This is a genomic window from Verrucosispora sp. SN26_14.1 (assembly GCF_004307965.1).
In the GTDB taxonomy this organism is placed as follows: domain Bacteria; phylum Actinomycetota; class Actinomycetes; order Mycobacteriales; family Micromonosporaceae; genus Micromonospora.
This window is the reverse complement of sequence record NZ_SISL01000010.1, coordinates 1-26414: the sequence shown is the minus strand read 5'-3', so window position 1 is coordinate 26414 and position 26414 is coordinate 1. Positions and strand designations below refer to the sequence as shown.

21 protein-coding genes and 1 pseudogene are annotated in these 26414 nt (G+C 72.9%); 11 read left to right on the top strand and 11 right to left on the bottom strand.

All coding sequences use genetic code 11. The features are described 5' to 3' along the window. Nucleotides 1-6: 6 nt before the first annotated feature. Both EYA84_RS02330 and EYA84_RS02325 read right to left on the bottom strand, forming a co-directional pair. Nucleotides 7-1635 carry a GAF domain-containing sensor histidine kinase gene (locus tag EYA84_RS02330; protein ID WP_236145563.1) on the bottom strand — a complete coding sequence of 543 codons (1629 nt, stop codon included), beginning with the start codon at nucleotides 1633-1635 and terminating at the stop codon, nucleotides 7-9. A gap of 125 nt (nucleotides 1636-1760) precedes the next feature. Next, entirely contained in the window at nucleotides 1761-2768 is a 1008-nt protein-coding gene (locus EYA84_RS02325) for an Acg family FMN-binding oxidoreductase (protein ID WP_131051328.1), read from the bottom strand. Nucleotides 2769-2954: 186 nt separating this feature from the next. On the opposite strand from EYA84_RS02325, the gene EYA84_RS02320 reads away from it, so the two are divergent. Then, entirely contained in the window at nucleotides 2955-4865 is a 1911-nt protein-coding gene (locus EYA84_RS02320; protein WP_131051327.1) for a heavy metal translocating P-type ATPase, read from the top strand. 21 nt (nucleotides 4866-4886) lie between these two features. On the opposite strand, the gene EYA84_RS02315 is transcribed toward EYA84_RS02320, so the two are convergent. From EYA84_RS02315 to EYA84_RS02305, 3 genes are all read right to left on the bottom strand, one after another. Continuing rightward, nucleotides 4887-5774 carry a universal stress protein gene (locus EYA84_RS02315; RefSeq protein ID WP_131051326.1) on the bottom strand — a complete coding sequence of 296 codons (888 nt, stop codon included), beginning with the start codon at nucleotides 5772-5774 and terminating at the stop codon, nucleotides 4887-4889. Nucleotides 5775-5786: 12 nt separating this feature from the next. Continuing rightward, on the bottom strand, nucleotides 5787-8180 hold the full coding sequence (locus tag EYA84_RS02310; protein WP_131051325.1) for a phosphoketolase: 2394 nt from the start codon (nucleotides 8178-8180) through the stop codon (nucleotides 5787-5789). A gap of 87 nt (nucleotides 8181-8267) precedes the next feature. Further along, on the bottom strand, nucleotides 8268-9131 hold the full coding sequence (locus tag EYA84_RS02305; RefSeq protein WP_131051324.1) for a universal stress protein: 864 nt from the start codon (nucleotides 9129-9131) through the stop codon (nucleotides 8268-8270). 203 nt (nucleotides 9132-9334) lie between these two features. Here EYA84_RS02305 and EYA84_RS02300 point away from each other — a divergent pair, with 203 nt between their 5' ends. The 7 genes from EYA84_RS02300 to EYA84_RS02270 all read left to right on the top strand — a co-directional run bounded on the left by EYA84_RS02300 (nucleotide 9335) and on the right by EYA84_RS02270 (nucleotide 15980). Continuing rightward, nucleotides 9335-9571 (top strand): HTH domain-containing protein, encoded by a 237-nt coding sequence (locus tag EYA84_RS02300; protein WP_131051323.1) that lies wholly within the window; start codon nucleotides 9335-9337, stop codon nucleotides 9569-9571. After that, nucleotides 9571-10152, top strand: coding sequence for a Clp protease N-terminal domain-containing protein (locus EYA84_RS02295; RefSeq protein ID WP_131051322.1), 582 nt, complete (start codon nucleotides 9571-9573; stop codon nucleotides 10150-10152). The genes EYA84_RS02300 and EYA84_RS02295 overlap by 1 nt, the downstream gene beginning before the upstream one ends. Before the next feature lie 99 nt (nucleotides 10153-10251). Next, nucleotides 10252-11238: a diacylglycerol kinase family protein gene (locus EYA84_RS02290; protein ID WP_236145559.1), complete on the top strand. Its 987-nt coding sequence runs from the start codon at nucleotides 10252-10254 to the stop codon at nucleotides 11236-11238. Continuing rightward, complete coding sequence (locus tag EYA84_RS02285; RefSeq protein WP_131051320.1) at nucleotides 11231-12241, top strand: YihY/virulence factor BrkB family protein; 1011 nt, start codon at nucleotides 11231-11233, stop codon at nucleotides 12239-12241. Before EYA84_RS02290 ends, EYA84_RS02285 begins: the two co-directional genes overlap by 8 nt. Before the next feature lie 125 nt (nucleotides 12242-12366). Next, nucleotides 12367-13857 (top strand): phosphatase PAP2 family protein, encoded by a 1491-nt coding sequence (locus EYA84_RS02280; RefSeq protein WP_131051319.1) that lies wholly within the window; start codon nucleotides 12367-12369, stop codon nucleotides 13855-13857. Nucleotides 13858-13876: 19 nt separating this feature from the next. Beyond that, nucleotides 13877-14644, top strand: coding sequence for an endonuclease/exonuclease/phosphatase family protein (locus tag EYA84_RS02275; protein WP_236145562.1), 768 nt, complete (start codon nucleotides 13877-13879; stop codon nucleotides 14642-14644). A 547-nt stretch (nucleotides 14645-15191) separates the two neighbouring features. After that, nucleotides 15192-15980, top strand: coding sequence for a hypothetical protein (locus tag EYA84_RS02270; RefSeq protein WP_131051317.1), 789 nt, complete (start codon nucleotides 15192-15194; stop codon nucleotides 15978-15980). 277 nt (nucleotides 15981-16257) lie between these two features. On the opposite strand, the gene EYA84_RS02265 is transcribed toward EYA84_RS02270, so the two are convergent. After that, a complete protein-coding gene (locus EYA84_RS02265; RefSeq protein ID WP_131051316.1) occupies nucleotides 16258-17220 on the bottom strand; it encodes a TIGR03557 family F420-dependent LLM class oxidoreductase in 963 nt (320 codons plus the stop codon). A 366-nt stretch (nucleotides 17221-17586) separates the two neighbouring features. Here EYA84_RS02265 and EYA84_RS02260 point away from each other — a divergent pair, with 366 nt between their 5' ends. Beyond that, a complete protein-coding gene (locus tag EYA84_RS02260; RefSeq protein ID WP_131051315.1) occupies nucleotides 17587-18948 on the top strand; it encodes a cellulase family glycosylhydrolase in 1362 nt (453 codons plus the stop codon). Nucleotides 18949-19174: 226 nt separating this feature from the next. Here the strand turns inward: EYA84_RS02260 and EYA84_RS02255 are convergent, their stop codons facing one another. Both EYA84_RS02255 and EYA84_RS02250 read right to left on the bottom strand, forming a co-directional pair. Beyond that, nucleotides 19175-20416 carry an RNA polymerase sigma factor gene (locus EYA84_RS02255; RefSeq protein ID WP_131051314.1) on the bottom strand — a complete coding sequence of 414 codons (1242 nt, stop codon included), beginning with the start codon at nucleotides 20414-20416 and terminating at the stop codon, nucleotides 19175-19177. Next, complete coding sequence (locus tag EYA84_RS02250; protein WP_162854325.1) at nucleotides 20413-20805, bottom strand: YciI family protein; 393 nt, start codon at nucleotides 20803-20805, stop codon at nucleotides 20413-20415. The genes EYA84_RS02255 and EYA84_RS02250 overlap by 4 nt, the downstream gene beginning before the upstream one ends. Nucleotides 20806-21013: 208 nt before the next feature. Here EYA84_RS02250 and EYA84_RS02245 point away from each other — a divergent pair, with 208 nt between their 5' ends. Further along, nucleotides 21014-22138: a sporulation protein gene (locus EYA84_RS02245; protein WP_131051312.1), complete on the top strand. Its 1125-nt coding sequence runs from the start codon at nucleotides 21014-21016 to the stop codon at nucleotides 22136-22138. A gap of 90 nt (nucleotides 22139-22228) precedes the next feature. Here the strand turns inward: EYA84_RS02245 and EYA84_RS02240 are convergent, their stop codons facing one another. Further along, a complete protein-coding gene (locus EYA84_RS02240; protein WP_131051311.1) occupies nucleotides 22229-22612 on the bottom strand; it encodes a hypothetical protein in 384 nt (127 codons plus the stop codon). Nucleotides 22613-22985: 373 nt separating this feature from the next. On the opposite strand from EYA84_RS02240, the gene EYA84_RS02230 reads away from it, so the two are divergent. After that, nucleotides 22986-23387, top strand: coding sequence for a hypothetical protein (locus tag EYA84_RS02230; RefSeq protein ID WP_131051309.1), 402 nt, complete (start codon nucleotides 22986-22988; stop codon nucleotides 23385-23387). A gap of 52 nt (nucleotides 23388-23439) precedes the next feature. Here EYA84_RS02230 and EYA84_RS02225 read toward each other — a convergent pair whose 3' ends face one another. Both EYA84_RS02225 and EYA84_RS02220 read right to left on the bottom strand, forming a co-directional pair. Further along, nucleotides 23440-25662 carry an ATP-binding domain-containing protein gene (locus EYA84_RS02225; RefSeq protein WP_201272273.1) on the bottom strand — a complete coding sequence of 741 codons (2223 nt, stop codon included), beginning with the start codon at nucleotides 25660-25662 and terminating at the stop codon, nucleotides 23440-23442. Between the two features lie 232 nt (nucleotides 25663-25894). Further along, a pseudogene (locus EYA84_RS02220) lies at nucleotides 25895-26414 on the bottom strand (tetratricopeptide repeat protein); the annotation flags it as partial.

Sequence of the window (26414 nt, the reverse complement as noted above, 5' to 3'; positions counted from 1 at the left end):
CGCCGGTCAGTCCCGCAGCGGGATCGACCAGCGCAGTTCGGTGCCGTGCGGACGGGCCGGGCGGACCTCGAAGGTGCCGTCGTGGCGTTCCGCGCGCTCGCGCAGGTTCACCAGCCCGCCCCGGGCGGCGGCCGGGTCGCATCCCACCCCGTCGTCGGTGACGAGCACGGTCACCCGACCGCCGTCGACCCGTACCGACACCGTCACGGCCGACGCCTCGGCGTGGCGTACCGCGTTGGACAGGGCCTCGCGGAGCACGGCGGTGAGATCGGGGCGGACCGCGTCCGGGACGGCGCTGTCGACCGGGCCGTTCAGCTCCAGCCGGGGACGGAAGCCCAACGACTCGGCCGCCACCTCCACCGCCTCGCGGATCTCGGTGCGCAGCGCCGCGCTCACCGGACTGCGCAGCTCGAAGATGGTGCGGCGGATGTCGGAGATGGTGGCGTCCAGGTCGTCGACCGCCGCGTTGATCCGTTTGGTCAACTCGGGCCGCGTGGCCAGCGGCACCGCGCTCTGCAGGTGCAGGCCGGTGGCGAACAACCGCTGGATGACCACGTCGTGCAGGTCACGGGCGATGCGTTCGCGGTCCTCCAGGACCACCAACTGCTCGCGTTCCTCCTGGCCGCGTGCGCGTTCCATGGCCAGCGCGGCCTGCCCGGCGAAGCTGCCGAGCAGCGCCACGTCCTCGTCGGTGGCGCCACCGTGCTCGACCGCGTGCGCGATCACCAGGACACCGTGCAGGGTGTCGGCGGTGGCCAGCGGCGAGATCACCGCCGGCCCGGTGTGCAGCACCGCCGGCCAGGGAGCGGCGTGGGCGAGGTCGTCCACCGAGTCGTGCCGGCCCTCGGCGATCGGCCCGGCGAAACTGGTGTCCGCCGCCGGCAGCACGGTGCCGACCAGCGCGCGGGCCTGGCTGCCGGCACCGTCGACCACCTCGACCGTGAAGTGGTCGGCCTCGTCGTCGTAGAGCAGCACCAGGGCCAGCTCGGCCTCGGCGACCTCGCGGGCCCGTCGCGCCACCAGCGTCAGCGCGTCGGTGCGGCGGACCTCGCCGAGCAACAGTGAGGTGATCTCGGCGGTGGCGGCGAGCCAGCGTTCCCGCCGGTGCGCCAGCGCGTACAACCGGGCGTTCTCGATCGCCACCCCGGCCGCCGCGGCGAGGGCCACGACGATCTCCTCGTCGTCGTCGGTGAACTGCGCGCCGCCCTGCTTCTCGGCCAGATAGAGGTTGCCGAAGACCTGGTCGCGGATGCGGACCGGCACGCCGAGGAAGGTGTGCATCGGCGGGTGGTGCGGCGGGAACCCGTAGGAGCGCGGATGCTGGGTGATGTCCGGCATCCGCAGCGGCTTCGGATCGTCGATCAGCAGGCCGAGCACGCCCCGGCCGTGCGGCAGGTCACCGATGGTGGCGTGCAGCTCGGGGGAGATGCCGTGGGTGATGAAGTCGTGCAGCGTCCGGTCGGTGCCGATCACGCCGAGCGCGCCGTACCGGGCGCCGGCCAGGTCGCAGGCGGACTGCACGATCCGTTGCAGGGTGCTGCGCAGGTCCAGGTCGGTGCCGATGCCGACCACCGCGTCGAGCAGGGCCCGCAGCCGTTCCCGGCTGGTCATCACCTCCCCGACCCGGTCGAGCATCTCCTGGAGCAGCTCGTCCAGGTGGACGCGGGAGAGCGGGCTGAGGCCGAGGGAGGGCGGCTCGTGCCGGGGGTGGGGTTCGCCGACGGTCACCCGGCGATGCTAACCGGCGGGCGGCCGTCGGCTCATCCCGCTGTTCCCTCCACCGCCGAGGTGTCCACCACCTGCGCGCGATCCAGTCGCTGCGTGTGCGGCGGACCCGCGTGCGCCGGGTCCGCGACGCCGAGTCGCAGGACGAGGTACGGGTGGCCGAGCCCGGCCAGCACCCCCCGCAGGACCTGCCGGGTCGCCGGCACCTCCACCACCCCGCTCAGCGGCACCACCGAGACACCCAGCCGGGTGGCGGTCAGCCAGGCGGCGGAGAGCGCCTCACCGGCGCGCAGCCAGTCCACCGGCTCGTCCTCGTCGCCGTAGAGCACCGCGTACGACGCGGCCCGGTCGTGGCCCGGCCCCACCGGCAGCGTCCCGGGGCGGCCGAAGTCCCGGCCCGGCACGGTGGTCTGCGGGGCCTGCTCGGGCAGCACCTCGGAGGTCAACCCGGTCCCGGCGGCCCGACTGGTCCAGTAGTCCAGTTCCTCGCGCAGCCGGGAGTCGTCGGCCTCGACGGTGGCGGCGCGCGAGGCGGCGGCGGCCAATTCCAGCACCTGGTCGCGATCGAGGATCTCCAACCGGGCGCCCTCCTGGCGGGCGGCCGTGCTGACCGCGTCCAGTCGTTCGTCGCCGACCGGCTCGTCGCTGACCGGTCGACGGTCGGTGTGCCGGACCTGCATGCACTGGACGGTCCGCATGGCGTCCGGGTCGGCCCCGCTGGGCCGCAGGTCGGTCAGCCGGGCGAGCAGCTCCGGCTCCGCCGGTTCGGGCATCCGCCGTACGGTCGCCGTCCACCCTTCGGCGGCCAGCGCCAACCGGGCGTGGTGCAGTGCCGCGCCGCAGCTCAACCGGACCAACTCGCCGTCCGGGTCGGTCGCCGCCAACTGCGGGTCGTGGACCATCCGCAGCTCCAGCGCGTCAGGCAGGACCCGCCAGCGCCACGGCTGCGCGTTGTGCACCGAGGGCGCCCGACCCGCCATCGCGGCGGCCTCCGCGAGCGCGGTGGGCAGCGGGCGATGCGTGGCCGGCGTCTGGTGGCTCATCGTCACGACCTTTCGTCTCTGCTCATCGTGCCGCACCTCGGTACGGCCGTGGGCCCGGTCCGGCCCATCATGCGACATCCGCCGGGGGTCCGCACGGTCCCAACGTCCCGGCACCGAGGGGTAGTTCGGCCCGGTATCTGGCCGGAGTGCCCGACGGTGGGGCACGGTGCCTGCGACGATCCGCGCATGGCGGAACCGACGTCGGACGCGCCGGACCACGGTCCCCGCGAGTGCCTGCCGCCGCGCCCCGTGCCGTCGGGTGGACCACGTCGGTGGTGGCTGTGGGCGCCGCTGACCGCACTGGCCGCGCTGGTCCTGGCCGGAGCGGCGGCACGACTGGCCGGACGGGTCGGCGTCGCTGACGCACTGTGGGCGGCGGCCAGCCTCGTCGCGTTGCTGCCGGCGGCCGCCTCGATGCTGCGCGAGCTGTGGCGGCGACGCTTCGGCGTGGACGTGATCGCGGTCCTGGCGTTGGCCGGGGCGCTCGTCGTCGGCGAGTACCTGGCCGGTGCGGTGGTCGCGCTGATGTTGGCGACCGGCCGGACCCTGGAGGCGTACGCGCACCGGCGGGCGACCCGTGACCTGCGCTCCCTGCTCGCCCGCGCTCCGCGTACCGCCCGTCGACGTACCGCCGACGGCGGCGTCGAGGTGGTCCCGGTGGACCGGCTGGCGGCCGGGGACCGGTTGCTGGTCGGCCCCGGTGACGTGGTCGCCGTCGATGGCCTCGTGGAGTCCGCGGCGACCCTCGACGAGTCGGTGGTGACCGGGGAGTCCCGGCTGGTCGAGCGGGCGGCGGGGGAGCGGGTGGCCAGTGGCGTGGTCAACGCCGGGGCGGGCTTCGGACTGCGGGCCACCGAGAGCGCCGCCCGCAGCACGTACGCGGGGATCGTCCGGTTGGCCGAGGAGGCGACCGCCCGCAAGGCGCCGACGGTGCGGCTGGCCGACCACTACGCCGCCGCCTTCGTGCCGTTCACCCTCGTCGTGGCCGGCCTGGGCTGGTTGCTGTCCGGTGAGTTCCTGCGGGCGGTGGCGGTGCTGGTGGTGGCGACCCCGTGCCCGCTGCTGCTGGCCACCCCGATCGCCATCGTCAGCGGGCTGTCCCGGGTCGCTCGGCGGGGGATGCTGGTGCGCGACGGCGGGTCGCTGGAGGTGCTCGGTCGCGCCCGTACCCTGCTGGTCGACAAGACCGGCACGCTCACCCTGGGCCGACCGAGGGTGGCCGACCTGGTGGTGGCCCCCGGCGGCGACGCCGACGAGATGCTGCGCTCGGCCGCCTCGGTGGAACAACTCTCCCCGCACGTGTTGGCGGCGGCGCTGGTCCGTGATGCCCGGGGACGCGGGATGCGGCTGGTGACGCCGACGGAGGTGACCGAGGAGGCGGGCCGGGGAGTGCGCGGGCGGGTGGGTGGACGACGGATTCGCGTCGGTCAGCTCGACGCCGACCCGCCGCCGTGGGCGGTGCCGGTCCGTACCCGCGCCGAACAGGCCGGACACAGCGTGGTCTGGGTGTCCGACGAGACCGGGCCGTTCGGCGCGGTGGTGCTGGAGGACCCGGTACGTCCGGACGCCCGCCAGGTGGTGGACCGGCTGCGTGAGGCCGGGATGACCCGGATCGTGATGGTCACCGGCGACCGCCCGGAGACGGCGCACCGGGTCGCGCGGGACGTCGGCGTGGACGACGTGCTGGCCCGGTGCACGCCGACGGAGAAGGCGGCCCGGGTCCGCGCCGAGGCGGGGCGGGCGGTCACCGTGATGGTCGGCGACGGTGTCAACGACGCGCCCGCCCTGGCGGAGGCGCACGTCGGGGTGGCGATGGGCGCCACCGGGGCGACCGCCTCCGCCGACGTCGCCGACGCCGTGCTGAGCGTCGACCGGCTCGACCCGCTCGCCGACGCGGTGGAGGTGGCGCGTCGCGCCCGGCGGATCGCGGTGCAGAGTGCCACGGTGGGGATGGGCCTGGCGGTCGTCGCGATGGGGTTCGCGGCGGCCGGGAAGCTGCCACCGGTGGCCGGTGCGTTCCTCCAGGAGGGCATCGACGTGTTGGTGATCCTCAACGCCCTGCGGGCGCTGGGCGGCGGGCCGCGCCGACCGGCCTGACACCGGTCGGCGCGGATCGCCTCAGCGTTCCCGGACGACCGCCACCGGGCAGTGCGCGTGCTGGATGAGCTGCTGGCTGACCGAGCCGAGCAGCATGCCGCGCAGGCCGCCCCGGCCCCGGGTGCCGACCACCACCAGTTGCGACCGGCGGCTGGACTCGATCAGCAGCCCGGCCGGTGCGGAGGTGCCCGTCTCGACGCTCACCTCGACGTCGGGGAAGGTCTCCCGCCAGCGGCGCACCGCCTCGTCCAGCTCCGCGCGGTCCTCGGCCAGGGCCGCGTCCCGGGCCTGCTCTCCGGTGAGGTTCGCCTGCTCGCCCCTGGGCTGCCAGGAACGCAGCACCCGCAGCGGCACCCTGCGCAGGGCGGCCTCCTCGACGGCGTAGCCGAGGGCCACCAGCGAGGGTTCGGAGCCGTCCACCCCGACGGTGACGTGCCCGGACCGGGCGGCGTCGGCGGTGTCGCGGCGAACCACCACCACCGGGCAGTGCGCGTGCGCGGTGACGCTGACCGCCGTGGATCCGGCGAGCAGGCCGGCGAAGCCGCCGTGTCCCCGGCCGCCCAGCACCACCAGGTCGGCCTCCGCCGAACTCTCCTCCAGCACCAGGGCGGGCGGGCCGTCGCGGACCTCACCGTGCACGGTCAACTCGGGGTTGGCCGCACCGGCGTCCGCGGCGGCTTTGCCCACCAACTCCTCGACCTGCTGACGGGCCTGTTCGTCGGGCCACATGCCGGGCGTGACTCCGGGACCGACCCAGCCGGCCACGGTGAGCCACTCGAAGACGTACACCAGCCGGACCGGTCGGCCGGACCGGCGGGCCTGGTCCAGCGCCCAGTCCAGGGCCGCGGCCGCGTCCGGCGAGCCGTCGTAGCCCACCACGATCTCCGCGCCGTCCGTACTCCCGGTCATGGTGTCTCCTTTTCAGGGGTTGGTGGGGTCGGTCTCGCGGACCCAGCGCCACTCGGCGACCCGGGGGTCGTCCTCCCCGAACCGGCGGGTGTGGTCGCGGGCCGCGTCGCGGGCGTCGGCCATCTCCTGCCGCAGGTACGCCACCCGGTCGCCGAGCCCCGGCACCCGGTCGATCACGTCGATGACGAGGTGGAACCGGTCCAGGTCGTTGAGCATCACCATGTCGAAGGGCGTGGTGGTGGTGCCCTCCTCCTTGTACCCGCGTACGTGCAGGTTGCGGTGGTTGGTGCGGCGGTAGGTGAGCCGGTGGATCAGCCACGGGTAGCCGTGGTAGGCGAAGATGATCGGCTTGTCGCGGGTGAACAGCGTGTCGAACTCGTTGTCCGGCAGGCCGTGCGGGTGCTCGCTCGACGGCTGGAGCCGCATCAGGTCGACCACGTTGATCACCCGGACCTTCAGGTCGGGCAGGTGCCGGTGCAGCAGGTCCGCCGCCGCCAGGGTCTCCAGGGTGGGCACGTCCCCGGCGCAGGCGAGGACCACGTCCGGCTCGCTGCCGCCGTCGGTGCCGGCCCAGTCCCAGATGCCCACCCCGCGCCGGCAGTGCTGCACGGCCTCGTCCATGGTCAGCCAGTTCGGCGCGGGCTGCTTGCCGGCCACCACCACGTTGACGTAGTGCCGGCTGCGCAGGCAGTGGTCCATGGTGGAGAGCAGGGTGTTCGCGTCCGGCGGCAGGTACACCCGGACGACCTCGGCCTTCTTGTTCATCACGTGGTCGATGAAGCCCGGGTCCTGGTGCGAGAAGCCGTTGTGGTCCTGCCGCCAGACGTGGCTGGAGAGCAGATAGTTCAGCGATGCCACCGGCATCCGCCAGGGGATGTCCCGGGTCACCTTGAGCCACTTCGCGTGCTGGTTCACCATCGAGTCGACGATGTGGATGAACGCCTCGTAGCTGGTGAAGACGCCGTGCCGCCCGGTCAGCAGGTAGCCCTCCAGCCAGCCCTGGCACAGATGCTCGGAGAGCACCTCCATCACCCGGCCGTCGGGGGAGAGGTGGTCGTCGCCGGGGACCGTGGCGCCCATCCAGGCCCGGTCGGTGACCTCGAACGCCGCCTGGAGCCGGTTGGAGGCCACCTCGTCCGGCCCGAACAGCCGGAAGGTCTGCGGGTTCGCGGCGATCACGTCCCGGATCCACCGGCCCAGTTCGCCGGTGGCGCCGGTGGCCGTCGCACCGGGACGTGGCACGTCCACCGCGTAGTCGCGGAAGTCCGGCAGGACCAGGTCACGCAGCACCGACCCGCCGTTGGCGACCGGGTTGGCGCTCATCCGCCGATCCCCGGTGGGCGGCTGGGCGGTCAGCTCCGGGACCGGGGCGCCGGTGGCGTCGAACAGCTCCTCCGGGCGGTAGCTGCGCAGCCAGCGCTCCAACTCGGCCAGGTGCTCCGGGTTGCTGCGGACGTTCGACAGGGGCACCTGGTGGGCGTGGTACGTGCCCTCGACCTGCTTGCCGTCGACCTCGCGCGGACCGGTCCAGCCCTTCGGCGTACGCAGCACAATCATCGGCCAGCGCGGACGCTCGGTGGTGGCTCCGGACCGGGCCCGACGCTGGATCTCGGCGATCTCGTCCAGCGCCCGGTCCAGAGTGGCGGCGAGTGCCTCGTGCACGGCGGCGGGTTCGTCACCGGCCACCACGTACGGCTGGTAGCCGAAGCCGCGCATCATGGCGAGCAGGTCGGACTTGGGGATCCGGTCCAGCACCGTCGGGTTGGCGATCTTGTAGCCGTTGAGGTGCAGGACGGGCAGCACCGCGCCGTCCCGGGCGGGGTTGAGGAACACGGTCGACAGCCAGCTCCCGGCCAACGGGCCGGTCTCCGCCTCGCCGTCCCCGATGACACAGGCCACCAGCAGGTCGGGGTTGTCGAACGCGGCACCGTAGGCGTGGCTGAGCGCGTACCCCAGCTCGCCGCCCTCGTGGATCGAGCCCGGCACCTCCGCCGCCACATGGCTGGGGATGCCGCCGGGGAAGGAGAACTGGCGGAACAGCCGGGCCATGCCGGCCTCGTCGCGGCCGACACCCGGGTACCGCTCGCTCCAGGTGCCCTCCAGCCAGGTGTTCGCGACGATCGCCGGACCGCCGTGACCGGGGCCGGTGACGAAGAGGGCCGACAGGTCGCGGTCGACGATCACCCGGTTCAGGTGGGCGTAGATCAGGTTCAGACCGGGCGAGGTGCCCCAGTGCCCCAACAGTCGGGGCTTGACGTGCTCCGCCGTCAGCGGTTCGCGGAGCAGGGGATTGTCGAGCAGGTAGATCTGCCCGACGCTGAGATAGTTCGCGGCCCGCCAGTAGGCGTCGAGGCGGCGCAGTTCCTCGTCGGTCAGGGTGCTCGGGATGTCCACGGCCGTGTCCATACTGCTTGAGCCTCTCGCGGGTCGGTGGATTCTGCATCCGCAGCGCGGGTTTCCTGCCTCCAGCTTTCCGGGATCGGCGGGCGTGGATCAGGGCCGTTGGTCCCGCCCGGCCGGGTGTCCTGGCCCGTCGTCGGCGGGCGGCCCGGAGACGCCCCGGACCACCAGCACCGGGGCCGGGGCGTGGTAGAGCAGCGACTGGCTGACCGCGCCGAGCATGCCGCGCCACGGTTCGTCACCGCGCGCGGCGACCACCACCAACTGCGCGGCGCGCGACTGTTCGACCAGGACGTCACCCGGTTCGCCCCGGACGACCCGGCACTCCACCATGACGCCGGGCTGCCCGGCACCGTGTCGGGCCACGAGCGCGGCGAGCCGGTCGGTGGCCTCACCCACCGCCGCGTCGGACTCGACCACCCAGGCCACCAGCAGGTGCGAACGGTGCCGGCTGGCGCAGGCGTACGCCCAGGCCAGGGCGATCTCGGCGGACGCCGAGCCGTCCACACCGACCAGTACCGGCCCGGTCGGCGGGGGTTCCTGGCGGGCGACCAGCACCGGGCAGTCGGCGCGGGCGGCCACCTGGACGGCGGGACTGTCGGCCGGGATGCAGCGGTCGCAGTGGGCCATGCCGCCGTCCCCGACGGCCACCAGGAACGCCGTCTCGGACTTGCGGACCAGCGTCGCCACCGCCGAACCCTCGATGATCTCGGCGGTGACCGGGACGTCCGGCTCGCTCTGGTTGGCCGCCACGGTGGCCTCGGCGAGCAACTCCTCGGCGTGCGAGCGGGACGCGCTGACCGCGGGCGCCTCCAGCGCGGCCCAGTTGAACGCGTGCATCAGGTGCAGCGCACGGCCGTGGGCGGCGGCCACCCGCGCGGCGGTACGGGCCACCGGCAGCGCGCCGTCCGGACCGACGCCGACCAGCACCGGCGTCGTCCCGCTGCCTAGGGCCATCCGCCATCACCCCCGAAGCTGCGTTCGGCCTGCTGTTGAGGCTAGTCGCGCCGGTGCGGCCCCGGGGCGTGATCGCCCGACGGCCGCCCTGCTCAGGACGCCGATCCCACCCGGAGCACGACCGCGCTGGCGGGTGGCGGCGAACCCGCGCCGGGTGTCAACCGGGATTGACAGGCTCGGGCCTGTCAATGTAAGTTGACGCCATGAGTCAGGCGACGGAACTCGCGGCCGCAGCGGGCAGCACCGACCCCAGGGTCGGGCTACGCGCGGTCCGCGCCCTGCGCCGGCTGCTCGAATGGCTCGAGGTGGTCCAGGTCGACAACGCCCGCCGACAGGGCTGGTCCTGGCAGGAGATCGCCGACGCGCTCGAGGTCAGCCGGCAGGCGGTCCACAAGAAGCACGCCGGGCGACCGGCGGTCGGATCCTCCCGGGAGGCATGATGTTCGAACGGTTCACCGACCGCGCCCGCACCGTGGTGCGGCACGCACGCGACGAGGCGCGGGCCGAGGGGCGAGGACCCGTCGGCACCGAGCACCTGCTGCTCGGCATCCTCGCCGACGGCGACGCGCTGGCCGTCCGGGTGCTCCGCGACGTCGGGGTCACCGGTGACGACCTGCGGGAGCGGGTACGCCGCCACACCGTCCGGGGCGACGACGGGCTCGCCGAGGCCGACGCCGCCGCGCTGCGGGAGATCGGCATCGACCTGGCCGCGATCGTGGCCCGGATCGAGGAGTCCTTCGGCCCGGACGCGTTGCGTGAGGCCGTGCCGGCACCGCGTCGCCGCTGGGGTCGGCTCCGGCGGCACCCGGGCGGGCCGTTCTCCGCCCGCGCCAGGAAGGTGCTGGAGCTCTCCCTGCGCGAGGCGATGCGGCTGCGGCACCGGCACATCGGCACCGAGCACCTCCTGCTGGGGCTGCTCCGCGAGGGCAACGGGCTGGCCGCGCTGGTGCTCACCGAGGCCGGGGTGGACCTGGCCGACGTACGCCGCCGGGTGGAGACCGCGCTGCGGGCCGCCGCCTGAGCCGCCACGCCACGGGTCGGCGTCACACCTGTCGGGTGGGTGAACCTGGTCACCCGGCGTCGGGTCGCCGAACCGCCTACCGTGCCGCACACTGACGCCGTGGAAGCTGGACGAGACGGACAGGCCCTGCGCAGTGCGGTCGTGGTCAACCCGGTCAAGGTGGAGGATCTCGACACGTTCCGCCGCACGGTCGTCGACGCGCTCGCCGCCGCCGGCTGGCCCGAGCCGCTGTGGCTGGAGACCACCGTCGACGACCCCGGGCGCGGCCAGACCGAGCAGGCCCTGGCCGAGGGCGTCGACGTGGTCTTCGCCTGCGGCGGCGACGGCACCGTGATGGCCTGCGTCAGCGCGCTGGTCGGCACCGAGGTGGCCCTCGCCGTCCTTCCCCAGGGCACCGGGAACCTGCTCGCCGCCAACCTGGGACTCTCCACCGACCTGGCCGCCGGGATCGAGGTGGCCGTCGAGCGCGGACGGCGTCTGCTCGACGTCGGCGAGGTCGACGGGCAGCACTTCGCGGTGATGGCCGGCATGGGCTTCGACGCCCAGATGCTCGCCGCCACCAACGAGACGACGAAACGGCGGATCGGCTGGCCGGCGTACGTCGTGGGCGCCGCCCGGCACCTGCGCGACCGCCCGATGCGGGTGTCGATCTCGCTGGACGACCAGCCGCCGCTGCGCCGCCGCGCCCGCTCGGTGCTGGTCGCCAACGTCGGTCGGCTCCAGGGCGGCGTACGCCTGCTCACCGAGGCCGAACCCGACGACGGCTACCTCGACGTCGCCGTGCTCACCCCGCACCGGTTGCGACACTGGATCAGGCTCGGCTGGGCGGTGGTGCGCCGCCGCGACCGGGTGCCCCGGATGGAGGTCTTCCGGGCCCGCCGGGTGACGATCACCAGCAACCGCCCCCAGCCGCGCGAACTGGACGGCGACCTGATCGAGCCCGGCCACGAGCTGAGCGTGCAGATCCGTCGACGGGCCCTGTGGCTGTGCGTACCGCAGCCGGAGAGCACACCCGACCTGGCCGAGGACGCGTCCGGCGCCGCCGAGCGGGGTGAGCGGCTCATCGAGGAGGGCCGGGGTGAGTAGCACCAAGATGGTGCCGGAGACCCGGCTGATGGCCGACGAGCAGCTCTGCGCCGACCACGCCTGGCAGACGCTGCGCCGCGAGGGCGGCTGGCACCTGCTGCACGACGCCTTCGTCCGGTTCCGCTACGGCGACGGGTTCAGCCACGCCCGCGCCTTCGCCTTCCAGCTCTGCCTGGCCGTGGTGCCGTTCCTGATCGCGCTGACCGGGCTCATCTCGGAGCTGGGGGCGGCCGAGGGCGGCGAGGTGGTGGCCGACACCGTCCTCGCGCTCACCCCCGGCGCCAGCGAGGCGGTCGTCGCCGATCTGCTCGGCGAGGGCGCGGGCGGCGAACGCGTCGAGGACATCGGCGAGGTGGCGCTGGCCCTCGGCCTCGGCACCGGGCTGGTCGCGCTGACCAGCACGATGGCGCAGATCGAGCGGGGCGCCAACCGGATCTACGGCGTCGAGCGAGACCGCCCCGCCCTGCGGAAGTACCTGCGCGCCGCGGTGCTCGCCGTCGTCGCCGGCATACCGGCGCTGACCGGGTTCCTCATCCTCGTCGGCGGCGGCCCGATGGGCGACTCGGTGGAACGCCGCTACGCCTGGGGCGAGTGGGCCGCCATCCTCTGGGACGTGGTGCGCTGGCCGCTCAGCCTCGCGCTGACCGTGCTGGCCGTCGCGGTGCTGTTCCGGTACGCCCCACGTCGCCGTCAACCCGGCCTGTCCTGGCTGCTCTTCGGCGCCGGCATCGCCACCGCACTCTGGTGGCTGGCCAGTCTGCTGCTCGCCGGCTACGTGCGGTTCAGTGAGGACTTCGGCCAGACGTACGGCGCGCTGACCGGCATGATGGCGTTGTTGCTCTGGGCCAACCTCACCGGCATGGCGCTCTTCGGCGGGCTGGCCTTCGCCGCCCAACTGGAGGCGGTCCGCATCGGTGTGTCCGAGCCCGCCAAGCCGGACCTGTGGAAGCCGAACGCCCCACGTGCGGGTCTGCACGACACCGGCGAGATGACCGCGCTCTAGACGCCCGCCGTCCGGGCCGGAACGTCCTTCTCCACCCGGGTGGGTGTACGCACCCATCGACGCGGGTACAGCGCCACGCCAGAAGGCGTCGCCGTCGGTCGACGCCCCTGGCGAAGGAGGCTGCCGTGGGCGCGGTCCGGGACGTACTGCGACGACCACTCGGTCACTTCACCGAACGTACCCTCGCCGGGCTGCTGCTCGTCCTCGGCGCCGGGGTCGGGTTCGGGCTGCTCCTGGTGCTGGTCCGGGTGCAGTGGACCCCGCTGTACGACGTGGACCACGGCGTGGCGGTCTGGCTCAACGAGCGGATCTCACCCATCGGTCCCCTGGTGACGGTGCTCACCGCCATCACCGACCTCGGCGGTCGACCGGTGATCGTCTGGCTGGTCACCGTGGCCGTGGTCGGGCTGCTGATCCGCAAGCAGGGTCGGCTCGCGGTCTTCCTGATCGTCACCGGGGCGGGCGCGCTGATCCTCGACCCGTCGCTCAAGACGCTCGTCGACCGGCTGCGCCCCGAGGTGGACGTGCCCATCGGCACGTACGCCGGGCAGAGCTTCCCCAGCGGACACGCCCTCGGGTCGATGGTCGCCTACGGCGCGCTGCTGCTGGTCTTCCTGCCGGCCATGGCGCCCCGCTGGCGCAAGCCGGCGATCGCCCTGGCCGCCACCGTCGTGGTCCTGATCGGATTCACCCGGGTCGCGCTCGGCGTGCACTTCCTCTCCGACGTGCTCGGCGCCTGGCTCCTCGGCGCGGCCTGGCTCGGCGTCACCGCGTACGCCTTCCGGCTGTGGCGGTTGGAACGCGGCCGCCCGGCCGTCCCACTGACCGACGGCCTGGAGCCCGAGGCGGCACACGAGGTGGCCCTGGCACCGGAGGAGGAGAAGCTGCTGCCGCACGCCCGTGCCGGCGTCGCCGAGATCGTGGTCGGCTGGGTGCTGGTCTTCGGCGCCCTCTACGGCTTCGGCATGCTCGTCAGCTACCACGCCGACGGCACCTTCCTGGCCCGGCTCGACGAGATCGCGCCGCAGTGGTTCGCCGACCGGGGCACCCCGTTCCTGGACGACCTGAGCTGGGTGTGGAGCAAGGTCGGCGACACCCACGCCATCCTGCTCATCTCGATGGTCTTCTGCCCGCTGGTGCTGGCGATCTGGCGACGCTGGCGGCCGGTGCTCTTCGTGGCGCTGACCATGTTCGGCGAGCTGACGCTCTTCCTCGCCTCCGCCGCCGCCGTGGACCGGCCGCGCCCGCCGGTGGAGAACCTGGACGGCCCGATGCCGACCTCCTCCTTCCCGTCCGGCCACATCGCGGCCACGCTCTGCCTCTGGGTGGCGATCGCGGTGGTGGTCTTCCCGCGTACCGACCGGTGGTGGCGTTGGCTCTTCGTGGCGGCGGCGGTGATCATGCCGGTCGGTGTGGCAGTGTCCCGGATGTACCGGGGCATGCACCACCCGACCGACTTCATGGGCGCGATCATGCTGACCGGGCTCTGGATCGGGCTGCTCTACTGGGTGATTCGCCCCAACGAGGACGTACGGTCCGGCAACCAGCCGGAGATCGAGTCCGAGGACGTGGACACCCTCGACGACGAGTTGGCCAAGGCCGGCCAGCCGGGCTGAGGCGACCGTGTTGCGGGTGATGACCTGGAACATCCGCAACGGCGGACAGGACCGGCACGGCCCGGACCGGCGCACCCTGCTGGCCCGGGTCGTCGCCGCACACCGCCCGGACGTCCTCGCCCTCCAGGAACTACGCGGCCTCGACGTGGCCCGCTTCGCGTCGGACGCCGGCCTGACGCCCCACCTGGCCCGGTCGCCCTTCGGCCAGCCGGTCGCGATACTCGTGCACCCGCGCTGGCCGACCACGGCGACCGGGCCGGTCCGTCGACCGTTCCACCACGCGGCACAGCGCGTCACACTGTCCACCGACGCCGGGCCGCTCGCCGTCCTCAGCACCCACTTCTATCCGTACCGTGGTGGCCGGCGCCTGGTCGAGGCCGGCTGGGCGGCCGCCGCGCTACGCCGGTCCCGCGCCGACCTCGCCCTGCTCGCCGGAGACCTGAACACCCTCCCCCCGTACGCCGACCACGCCGAGAGTCTGGCCCGGCTGGCACCCGCGTACCGCCGTCGGCACCTGCGCCGCGACGGACGGACCGTGGACACCCGGGCGGTGGCCCACCTGCTCGCCGCCGGTCTGGTCGACCTGGCCGCCACCGCCGGCCCGACCGTGCCCACCGGCTACGGACACACCCCGGAGTTCGCCGAGATGCGCCTGGACTACCTGCTGGCCACCCCCGCCCTGGCCGCCCACCTGGTCGACGTCCAGGTCATCCGCACCCCCGACACCCACCGAGCCTCCGACCACCACCCCATAACCGCCACCTTCACCCTCACCCCACCCACGTAGCGCCACGTCGCCTCGTCCAGCCCCGCTCGCCTGTGCCCACCTGGCTCCTGCCCTGCCCCATCTCCGTAGTGGTCCCCACGTCCGGCACACCCCTACCTGTTCCGGTGCAGTGCGGAGGCACCCGCACACACGACGTCCCACGTCCCACGCCCCCGGTGTCCCACGTCCGGTGCCTCGCGGCCGAGTCCGCGTCCGGTGCCTCGCGGCCGAGTCCGCGTCCGAATCCGGTATCCGGCGTCCGGTGTCTCGCCTTCGGTGTCCCGCGTTCTGGCGTCCCGCGTCTGGGGTGTCCCGCGTCTGGCGTCCGGCGGCCCTTGTTCCGTGCCTCGCGTGCGGCATCCCGCGCCGCACCCCGGCTCTCGCCCGCCCTCGCCTGCGGTGATCAAGGAGTTTTGGTCACGGAGAGGTCGTACGAAGGCACAAGCTCCTTGGTCATTGCCGGTGGACGCGGGCGGGATCCGGGAGTGCGTAGCGCTGGGCTACGGCGCCGAGATGGCCAGCGGCTACGGCGTCGGGCTGGTTGGCGGGAAGCGGATACGGTGTGGCCGTGATCGACTCGTCACCGCGCGATCGTGAGGCCGACACCAGGTCGGTGGTGTCCTCACCGGGAAGGGTTGCCGCACGGGCCGTCGCGCTGGTGGTGGTGCTGCCGTTCCGGCTGGCCTGGGAGTTGCTGGTCGCCGTCGGCGGGCTGCTGCACCGGTGGCTGGTCACGCCGACCCTGTGGTTTCTCGACCGGTGTGTATGGCGTCCGATCCACTGGCTGCTGCGCCACCTGGTCTGGATTCCGCTGCTCTGGACGCTGCGGGCCCTCGGATGGCTCTGGCACACCCTGGTGTGGACCCCGTCGAGCTGGATGTGGCGTCGTCTGGTCGAGTTCTGGCACGGCGTACTGCGGCCGCCGCTGCGCTGGTGCGGTCAGGGACTGGCCCGGATGCTGCGCTGGTGCGGCCGGGCGGTGGGCTGGCTGGTACGGGTCGTCGTGCTGGTGCCGTCGTACTACCTGGTGTGGGTGCCGCTGGTGTGGACCGTGCGGGTGCTCACTCCGCCCGCCCAACTGCTGGGCCGATGGCTCGCGGCGCTGGCCGGGTCGCTCGCCGCCGTGCTGGGCTGGGCCTGGCGTACGGCGGGACGCATCCTCTGGTGGTGTGGGGTGTGGACGCTGCGCCCGGTGTTCCGGGCCGGGCTGTGGGTGTGGACGCACCTGCTGCTGCCCGTCTGCCGAGCCGTCGGTGCGGTCTGGCATTCGACGGTCGACTGGCTGCGTCGTGGCGTCCTGGAACCGATCGGCCAGGCCACCCGCGAGGTCCTCGTCGGCCTCGGCCTGCGCCGCTGACCGCGCAGGCGGACCGGCAACGCCCGCCCGATCATGCCCTCGGCGGCGCCCGGATGTTAGGAGGGGTCCCTTCCTATACAGGAGGCGTTAGCAGGGGACCCCTCCTTACACACACAGCAGCAGCAGCAGCGGGTGGTCAGAGCACCAGGTTCAGCAGGACGGTCAGCACGATCGAGGCGACGATCGAGAAGAGGATCATCAGAAGGCAGCCGAGGCCGCCGCCGGCCGGTCGGATCTCCGTGTTGCCGATACGCATCGCTGAATCACCTCCTGCCGGTCACAGTTCGCGCAGCCGGGGCAGCAACTGCTCCTGCGCCCAGTCGAGGAACATCGGTTGGTGGTCGCCGCCGACCTGCACCAGCGCCACGTGCGTGAAGCCGGCGTCGACGAACTTCTTGAACGCGGCCACGTGCGTGTCCACGTCCGGGCCGCAGGAGATGCCGGCGGCCACGTCCTCTTCGCGTACGGACTGCGCGGCGGCCTCGAAGGCGTCGGCGTCGGGCAGTTCGGCGTTGACCTTCCAGCCGAGCCCGAACCAGCGGAACTGGTCGTGCGCGATCTTGCGGCACTCGGCCTCGTCCGGGCCGTAGCAGATGGCCACCTGGCCGTAGCGGGGTTGTCCGGCGCCACCGGCCTCCTCGTACATCTCCACCAGGTGCGCTTCCGGCTCGGTGGCGATCATGCCGTCGGCGTACTCGGCGGCCAGGGTGGCGGACTGCCGTCCGGACGCGGCCACCGCCATCGGCACCGGCGTGTCGGGTCGGTCCCACAGGTACGCGTCGGGCACGTCGTAGTGGTTGCCGGAGAAGGTCAGCGTCTCGCCGTTGAGCAGCGGCCGGATGATCTGCAACGCCTCCTCGAACATCTCGTGCCGCTGCTGCACGTGCGGCCAGGCGCCCACCACGTGCTCGTTGAGGTTCTCCCCGGCGCCGAGGCCGAGGGTGAACCGCCCGTCGGAGAGGAGCCCGACGGTGGCGGCCTTCTGTGCCACCACGGCCGGGTGGTACCGCCGGATCGGGCAGGTCACGAACGACATCAGCTCCGCGCGGGAGGTGGCGTGGGCGACCGCGCCCAGCACCGACCAGGCGTACGGCGAGTGGCCCTGCGACTCCAGCCAGGGGTAGTAGTGGTCGGACATGACGAGCTGGTCGAAGCCGGCTGCCTCGGCCCGTACCGCGTGGTCGACGAGTTGCTTCGGGCCTGCCTGTTCGCACATCAACGTGTATCCGATGCTGACCATGCTGTCTCCTTCGCTACCCGGCGGTCCGTTTGCGGATACCCGGGCCCGGTTGGGTCAATCCTCATCGACGCTTGACGCGCTCTTCGGCGGCTGCCTACGGTTATCTGAACCGGTTCAGATGCAGGCCGGGAGCCCATCCTGTGGTGGGGATGGTCCGCCCGTGGTGGCCCGGCTTCTCATGGGTCACCACGGGTCGCCGCCCGTCGGCCGAGCTACTGAACCGGTTGCTTCCGAGGCTTCATCGGCCTACGCTGATGCCTGCCTCGCCGGGCCTCTCGCCGCGCGGCTGCCGGGCTACAGCCGCCGCATCTGCCACTCACCGCACTCCCTCCTGGGCACGGGGGAGAGAACTCCTGCGAGGAATCGATGAGAAGACTTTTCGGGGCCGTCGGCGCCGTGCTGCTGGCGACAGTCGCCGCAGTGTTCGCCTTCGGCCCGTCGGCGCACGCCGCCACCGGCTTCACCGTCAGCGGCGGCAAGCTGTACGACGCCAACGGCAACGAGTTCGTCATGCGCGGCGTCAACCACGCGCACACCTGGTACGCGAACCAGACCAGTTCGTTCGCGAACATCAAGGCGCTCGGCGCGAACACCGTCCGGGTGGTGCTCTCCAGCGGTGACCGGTGGACCCGCAACAGCGCCGACGACGTGTCGAACGTGATCCAGCTCTGCAAGACCAACCGGCTGATCTGCGTGCTGGAGGTGCACGACACCACCGGCTACGGCGAGCAGAGCGGTGCCGCCACCCTCGACCAGGCGGTCGACTACTGGCTGAGCATCGCCGGCGCGCTCAACGGCCAGGAACGGTACGTGATCGTCAACATCGGCAACGAGCCGTACGGCAACCAGAACTACTCGTCCTGGGCCACCGACACGTCGAACGCGATCCGGCGGCTGCGTACCGCCGGCCTCGCACACACGATCATGGTGGACGGCCCGAACTGGGGCCAGGACTGGTCCTTCACCATGCGGGACAGCGCGCCGACGGTGTTCAACGCCGACCCGGCCCGCAACACCGTCTTCTCGATCCACATGTACGGCGTCTTCGACACCGCCGCCGAGATCAGCGACTACCTGGGCCGCTTCCGCAGCCGGGGACTTCCGATCGTGGTCGGCGAGTTCGGCCACTACCACTCCGACGGCGACCCCGACGAGGACGCCATCCTCTCCTACACGCAGGCCAACGGCATCGGCTGGCTGGGCTGGTCGTGGAGCGGCAACGGCGGTGGCGTGGAGTACCTCGACATGGCCACCTCGTTCAACCCGAACCAGTTGACCACGTGGGGCCAGCGGCTGTTCAACGGCACCAACGGCATCCGGCAGACCGCTCGGGAGGCCAGTGTCTTCGGCGGTACCCCGCCTCCGACCACGCCTCCGCCGACCACGCCTCCGCCCACGACGCCTCCGCCGACGACCCCGCCGCCGGGTGGCGGCTGCACGGCGACGTACTCGATCACCGGGCAGTGGCAGGGCGGCTTCCAGGGCGACGTCCGGGTGACCGCCGGCAGCAGCGCCATCACGGGCTGGACGGTGCGCTGGACCCTCGCCGGTGGCCAGTCGGTGAGCCAGTCCTGGAATGCCACGGTCACCAGCAGCGGTACCACCGTGACCGCTCGCAACGTCTCCTACAACGGCCAGCTCGGCGCCGGTGCCAGCACCAGCTTCGGCTTCCTCGGCAGTTGGAGCGGAAGCAACCCGGCCCCTGCGGTGACCTGCACCGCGAGCTGACGACCGCACCCCTGACGGTGGCCGGGCCCGACGCGGGCCCGGCCACCCGGGTCGCGCCGCCGGTAGTCCACCACGCCCCCTTTGCTCTGCTTCACCCCACGCACCGATGTGGCGTCCGAACCGTTGCGTCGGGTGAAGCAGAGCAAAGGGGGCCGACGGGACACCTACCAGGGGCGAGAGACCGGCGAGGCGGACAGGACCCAGCGGGCGATCGCGCGGTCCGGGCTCAGGCGAGGCGGGCGGCGCGCATCAGCAGGTAACGCTGCTCCGGCAGGCTGGCGGTCAGACCGGCGGCGCACCGGTACTGGTCCACCGCGCGCTCGTGGTCGCCGGCCATCTCGTACAGGTGGGCGCGGGCGGCGGGGAGACGGTGGTGACCGGCCAGACGGGCCTCACCGTCCAGCGCGTCCAGCGCGGCCAGGCCGGCCCCCGTGCCGTGCACCATCGCGGTGGCCACGGCCCGGTTGAGTGCCACCACGGGACTGGCCGACACCTGTTCCAGCACCTGATAGAGCGCGAGGATCTGCGGCCAGTCCGTCTGCGCGGCGGTCGGCGCCTCGTCGTGGAGCGCGGCGATGGCGGCCTGCACCTGGTACGGGCCGACCGGCCCTCGGGGCAGTGCCCGGGTCACCAGCGCGACGCCCTCGGCGATGGCCGCCGCGTCCCAGCGGCTGCGGTCCTGCTCGGCCAGGGTGATCAGCTCGCCGGACGGTCCGGTCCGGGCCGCCGACCGTGCCTCGGTGAGCAGCATCAGCGCCAGCAGCCCGGTGACCTCGCTGTCGTCCGGCAACCGGGCGTGCAGCATCCGGGTCAGCCGGATCGCCTCGTGCGCCAGGTCGACCCGGTGCAGGGTGTCTCCGGCACTGGCCACGTGCCCCTCGGTGAAGACCAGGTAGAGCACGTGCCGTACCGAGGTCAGCCGGGCCGGCAGCTCCGCCGGCTCGGGCATCCGCAACGGCGTACCGGACTCGCGGATGCGCTGCTTGGCCCGACTGATGCGCTGCGCCATCGTGGACTCGGGCACCAGGAACGCGCGGGCCGTCTCGGCGGTGGTCAGGCCGCCGACCGCGCGCAGCGTCAGCGCGATCGCCGAGGCGGACGTGAGCGCCGGATGGCAGCAGAGCAGGAACAGCTCGAGGGTGTCGTCACGGTCCGCGTCCAGGTGCGCGTCCACCGGCGGTACGTGGTGCGCGTCCCTCGGCTCGCGCCGGGCGACCAGGTCCTCCCGCGCCCGCCGGGCCTGCTCGGCGCGGACCAGCTCGACCATCCGCCGGTACGCGACCTGGATCAACCAGCCGCGCGGGTTGTCCGGTACGCCCGCACCCGGCCAGCCGGTGGCGGCGGCCAGCAGTGCCTCCTGCACGGCGTCCTCGGCGGTGGCGAAGTCCCCGAACCTGCGGGCCAGTACGCCGAGGACCTGCGGCGCCAGTTCGCGCAGCAGGTCCTCGGTCCGTCGGTCGTCCGTCACAGGTCCTGTGGTGGCGCGGACAGCAGCGGGTGCACCTCGATCGGCATGTTCAGCGGCGCACCGCCCGGGCCGGGAGCGGTCGAGATCCAGGCGGCGATCTCCACCGCCCGCTCCGGGGTGTCGGTGTCGACGATCCAGTACCCGGCGAGGAACTCCTTCGTCTCGGCGAACGGGCCCTCGGTCACCACCGGTGCGGAAGCCGCGCCGGCCCGGACGATCTTCGCCTGCGCCGGCCCGGCGAGCCCCTGCCCGTCAACCAGTTCGCCGTCGGCGGCCAGTTTCGCGCCCACCTCGCCCATGAATGCGATGTGCGCTCGGATCTCCTCCGGCGTCCAGGTGTGGATCGGCGGGAAGTCCGTCCCGGCGACGCTGAACTGCATGAGCAGCATGTACTTCACGACTGTCTCCTCACGGCCACGGCACCATTGTCGGTGCCCACGTCCTCTGGTCGAAGCCGCCCAGCCGGTTCTCGACATCCCTGCGACAGGAATTCTGCGCAGATCCTCCCAGCGACCTTTCAGGGCCGCCCGATACGGTGCCGCCGTCAGCGTCCGTTCCTAAAGGGAGCCCGGGCACCAGACCCCGCAGGAGAACTGAATGGTCTTCAAGAAGATGTTGAGCGCGTTGGGCGTGGGCGGTCCGAGTGTGGACACCGTCCTGGCCAACCCGAACACCAGGCCCGGGTTGGCCCTCGACGGTCAGGTCAACCTGCTCGGCGGGGAGGCGGCGGCGAACATCGAGCAGATCGTCATCGGCCTGGTCACCCGGGTCGAGGTCGGCGAGCAGGCCGGGGTGATGGAGTTCCACCGGCAGGTGGTCAGCGGTCCGCTCCAACTCGCCGCGAAGCAGGCGCTGTCCATCCCGTTCCAGCTTCCGGTGCCGTGGGAGACCCCCATCACAGGGCTGTACGGCCAGCGGCTGCACGGCATGACGATGGGTCTGCGTACCGAGCTGGCGATCGCCCGCGCGGTCGACAAGGGCGACCTGGACGAGATCAACGTGCACCCGCTGCCGGTGCAGGAGCGGATCCTGGAGGCGTTCCTCCAGCTCGGCTTCCGTTTCAAGAAGGCCGACCTGGAGCGCGGCAGGATCCAGGGCGTACGCCAGACGCTGCCGTTCTACCAGGAGATCGAGTTCTTCGCCGCGCCGCAGTACGCGCAGACCGTCAACGAGCTCGAAGTGACGTTCGTGGCCAACCCGCACGGCGTGGACGTGGTGCTCGAATGCGACAAGCGGGGCGGATTCCTCGCGCCCGGCCAGGACGTGTTCGGCCGGTACCAGGTGGCCCACTCCGACGCCGAGCGGTCCGACTGGGTGGAGACGGTCGACGGCTGGATCCAGGAGACGATCGGGCGTTTCGGTGCACTGCGCGCCCAGGGGTTCGGCCCGCAGGGCTACGGTGCCCCCGGCTACGGTGCCCCCGGCTACGGTGCCCCCGGCTACGGTGCCCCCGGCTACGGCCCGCAGGGTTACGGCCAGCCGGGGTACGGGCCGCAGGGCTACGGTGCCCCGAACAAGTACGGCCAGCCGCAGCGGCGGGGCGGGGTCGGCATGGGCGGTGTGGTTGCCGGTGCGGCGCTCGGCGCGGCGGGCGGCATGCTCGCCGGTCACATGATCGGCAACGCCTTCGACGGTGCCGAGGAAGAGGTCACCGAGGCGGCCGGCGACTTCGGCGGTGACTTCGACGGCGGCGGTGACTTCGGGGGCTTCGAGGAGTTCTGAGCACGACGCCGCACCCCGCTCGGCGGGGCGCGGCGAGACAGGACGGTGGCCCTCCGGGAAGACTCCCGGAGGGCCACCGCACGCAAGGGGTCAGCGCCGCCCGCGCTGCTTGCGCTCCGCGGCCGAACGCCGCTGGCTACCGGCCTTGGCCAGGCCACGGCTACCGAGGTAACCGATGGTCAGCAGCGTGATGAAGAACCACGCCTGGCCGGGGTTGTTCAGGTTCAGGCCGTTCGCGGTGGTCCCGCGCCAGAAGGCAGAGATCACCACGAGGGTGACGGCTGCCGCGTAGATCCAGAATTCGGTCGTCAGGAACGACTGCTTGGTCTCCGTACCCGGAGACGGCATCTCCTCCCGGTGCCCGTCGTGCATCATCGGCATCGGGCGGGTGGCGGCCTCTTGCATGGCCTGCCGGTTCTGGGCGTCCTGCGCCGGACGGTTCATCGGCCTGGTCGATGCAGCCTGCGTGCTCATCTGTCCTCCTCAGGATGTGATGAGTCGTCACCTGCGGCCCTCGCCCCGCTACCGCGTGTCGGCCACGGCACGGTTCGCGCACCTGGCGGGGGCACCCGCCGTCTACCCCGCCGCCGGGAGGCAGTAACCCCCGGCGACCCGGCCGAATCCGTCCGGCGTGGGGATACCTGCCCGGCCCGGCGAATGCCCACCCGAACGGGCCCGATGTCCCGTTCCGACCGTGCCCGGACCACCATCGCTCTCCGCACCACGCGCGGCCGGTGAATGCGCGACCGGATGCCGGCGCGCGGGCCCGGTGGACCGGTGGTGCGGGTTTGTCGGGCCGGTCACCGGGCACGCCATCAGGACCGACGCTTCTGCGAGGTGATGGATCGTGCGTGAGGACGACATGCGACAGGACGCCGCCCGCCGGGCCGAGGAGCGGATCGCCGGCGGCGTGTACGGCGAGGGCGCCGTGGACGAGGTGACCGTGCCGCCCACCGATGTGGAGAGTGAGATCCAGCGCGACGACCGGGACGATCCGGCGCACGTGCCGATCGACCCCACCGTGCTGCGCGACGGCGGCCCCACCCGGGGCCAGGGCGCGCTCACCACGACGGGCGGTACGGCCGGACCGGCCAGCGCCCGACGGGTGGCCCGCCAGCCGGAGCGGCACCGGGGCAAGGTGGCACCGACCACCACCGGCGACGCCACCACCGGCGGGATGAGTACCCCGTCCGGCGGCAGCACCAGCGACCAGTCCACTCCCGCCACCCACGTGGGCAGCTTCGACTGACCGACCACCCACCGCCCGGCCCGGCCCTCACGAGGGCCGGGCCGGGCGGTGGTCAGGGGGTGGGGGTGAGGGTGGTGAGGCGTTGGGTGGCGCGGGTGAGGGCCACGTAGAGGTCACTGCGCCCCCGGGGGGACTCGGCGACGATGCGGTCCGGGTCGACCACGATCACCGAGTCGAACTCCAGGCCCTTGGCCTCGGCGACGGTCAGCACCACCACCCGGCTCTCCAGGTCGGGCTGCTCGCCGACGGCCGCCTCCGGTAGCGCGGTGGTGAGCGCGGTGCCGAGGTCGTCGACGCGACCGGCCGGCACGATCACGCCGAGCCGTCCGTCGGTGAGCCCGGCGGCCTCGTCGGTGGCGACCTCGACCAGCTCCGTGGCCAGCCGGTCCGCCGGTACGTCCTGCGCGCCGGGCGGGAAGCCGCTGGCGCGTACGGCGCGGGGTGGGCGCAGGGTCGGGTCGATCTCGGCCAGTACGCGACCAGCCACCTCCATGATCTCGGCGGGGGTGCGGTAGCTGACGGTCAACTCGGTGAGCCGCCACCGGTCGGCCACGTACGGTGCCAACGCCTCCGACCAGGACGGGGTGCCGGCCAGGGCCCCGGTCTGGGCCACGTCGCCGACGATCGTCATGGAACGGCTCGGGCACCGGCGCATCAGCAGTCGCCAGGCCATCGGGGAGAGTTCCTGCGCCTCGTCGATGATGATGTGGCCGAACGCCCAGGAGCGGTCGGCGGCGGCGCGCTGGGCGGTGGTGAGCCGGTCGGCCTCCTCCTGCCGTTCCAGCAGCCGGTCGGCGTCGAGCAGGTCGGTCACGCCGAGGATCTCGCCGCCGTCGGCCTCGTCCTCGACGTCGATGGACCGGGAGCCCCGGGCGATCTCCAGTACGCCCTCGGCGTACTCGCGTTCCATGGCGCGGATGCGTTCCCGGCGGGCGGCGGCGGCCCGGTCGTCCTCGCCGAGCAGTTCCGCCGCCTCGTCCAGCAGCGGTACGTCGGCCGGGGTCCAGCCGCCGGGCTCGCGGTGCAGGGCGGCCCGCTCGTCGGCGGTGAGCATCGGCGCGGCGGTGGCGATGCGGTCGGTCGAGGCGTACAGGTCGGCGAGCAGGCGTTGCGGGGTGAGGACCGGCCACAGCTCGTCCAGCGCGGCGGTGATCTCGGGTTCCTCGCGCAGTTCCCGGCGGATCTCGGCGCGGTCGGCCTCTTCGAGCAGGTTGTCGCCGCCCAGCGGGTCGGCGCCGATCCGCTCGGCGATCTGGTCGGCCAGCGCGTGGATGACCTCGACGTCGAAGAGGGCGCGGGCCAGGTTGTGTGGGCGGTCGCTGTGGCGCACGCGGTCCCGGGCGGCCCGGACGGTCGCCGGGTCGAGCACGAGGACCTCCTGCTGCGGCAGCGTGATCTCCAGCGGCTCGTCGGGCACCCGCTGCCGGTCGCGGACCGCGTTGGCCAGCACCTCGGTCATCACCGGCCGTCCCTTGAGGGCCGCGGTGGTGGCCGGCTCCGCGCGCCGGGCGCTGACGCCGGGGAAGAGGTCCCCCTGGGTACGCAGCAGCACGCCGGTCTCGGCCAGCGCGGGCAGCACCTGCGAGATGTACCGCAGGAAGGTGACGTTCGGGCCGACCATCAGGACGCCCCGGGTGGAGAGTTCCCGACGGTGCGTGTAGAGCAGGTACGCGGCGCGGTGCAGTGCCACCGCGGTCTTGCCGGTGCCGGGGCCGCCCTGCACCACCAGTACGCCGGACAGGTCGGACCGGATGATCCGGTCCTGTTCGGCCTGGATGGTCTCGACGATGTCGCGCATCCGGCCGGTACGCCCGGCGTTGAGCGCGGCCAGCAGCGACGCCTCGCCGGTCAGCTCCTCGTGGGCGGTGGGGGAGGCGGTGGTCAGGTCCAGCACCTCGTCGTTGAGGGCGACCACCTTGCGTTGCCGGGTCCGCAGGTGACGCCGCCGCCGGATGCCCTGCGGGTTGGCGGCGGTGGCGAGGTAGAAGGCGCGGGCGGCGGGGGCCCGCCAGTCCATCAGCAGCGGGTCGTAGTCGCCGTCGGTGTCGAAGATGCCGATCCGGCCGATGTAGTGGCGCTCGTCGTCGTCGGTGTCGAGTCGACCGAAGCAGAGACCGTTCTCCACCGCCGCGAACTGCTCGACCTGTTCGGCGTACATGCGGACGGCGCTGTCGCGCTCGGAGCGTGCCTGGAGGGTGCCGCCCGCCGCCCGCAGTTCCTCGGTCAACCGCTGTGCCGCCTGGTCCCGCAGGTCGTCGAGGCGGTGGTAGAGCATCGAGACGTACTCCTGCTCGCGGCCGATCTCGTCGTCGGACGGCGAACCGCCGGAGTGCCTTGACAATCCGTCTCCCGGTGGGTTAGAGTTCGTTTAGGAACGGCTTTTACAGCCGTTCTTTTTTGTTGCCTGAACTGCCGAAGATACCGCGCGACGACCGCCGGAGCCAAGGCGGTCGGGCCCCGTCACACCACGGTGTGCGACGCCCGTGCCCCGACTCCGGGCGGTGTGGTCACCGGCGTTCGGTGCAGACCTCGTCGGATCGCGCGACCGTGTCGGTGGACCAGGCGACCGCGACCGTGAAGCAGTAGTCGAGGCTGCGGTTGAGGCCGTAGACCACGAAACTGTCGGTCCCGGCGGGCAGGTCGGCGAAGGGGCTCTTCGGCTGTCCGCTCCGGCCACCCGAGATGATCACCGGTCCCTCCGCCCCCGCCGGGTACGCCCAGCGCAGCGTCACGCTGTCCCGGTTGTCGCGCAGCGAGAGCTCGGTGGGCGGCGCGCCGGGCGAGGCCGGTGGTGCCTCCGGTGCCGACGCGGACGGAGTCGCCGCCCCGCTCGGGGCGTCCCCGGCGGTGGGGGAGCCCGGTTCGCCCGGCCCGTCGACCCGGGACACCCCGGCGATCACCGCGGCGGCACCGAGCAGCACCACGACCACACCCGCCGCGATGATCGGCACCAGCCGGTTCGGGCGGGGGGAGGGCGCGGCCCTGTCTCTTAGACACCTCTCCGAGCCCACGAGACTAGCGCTCATC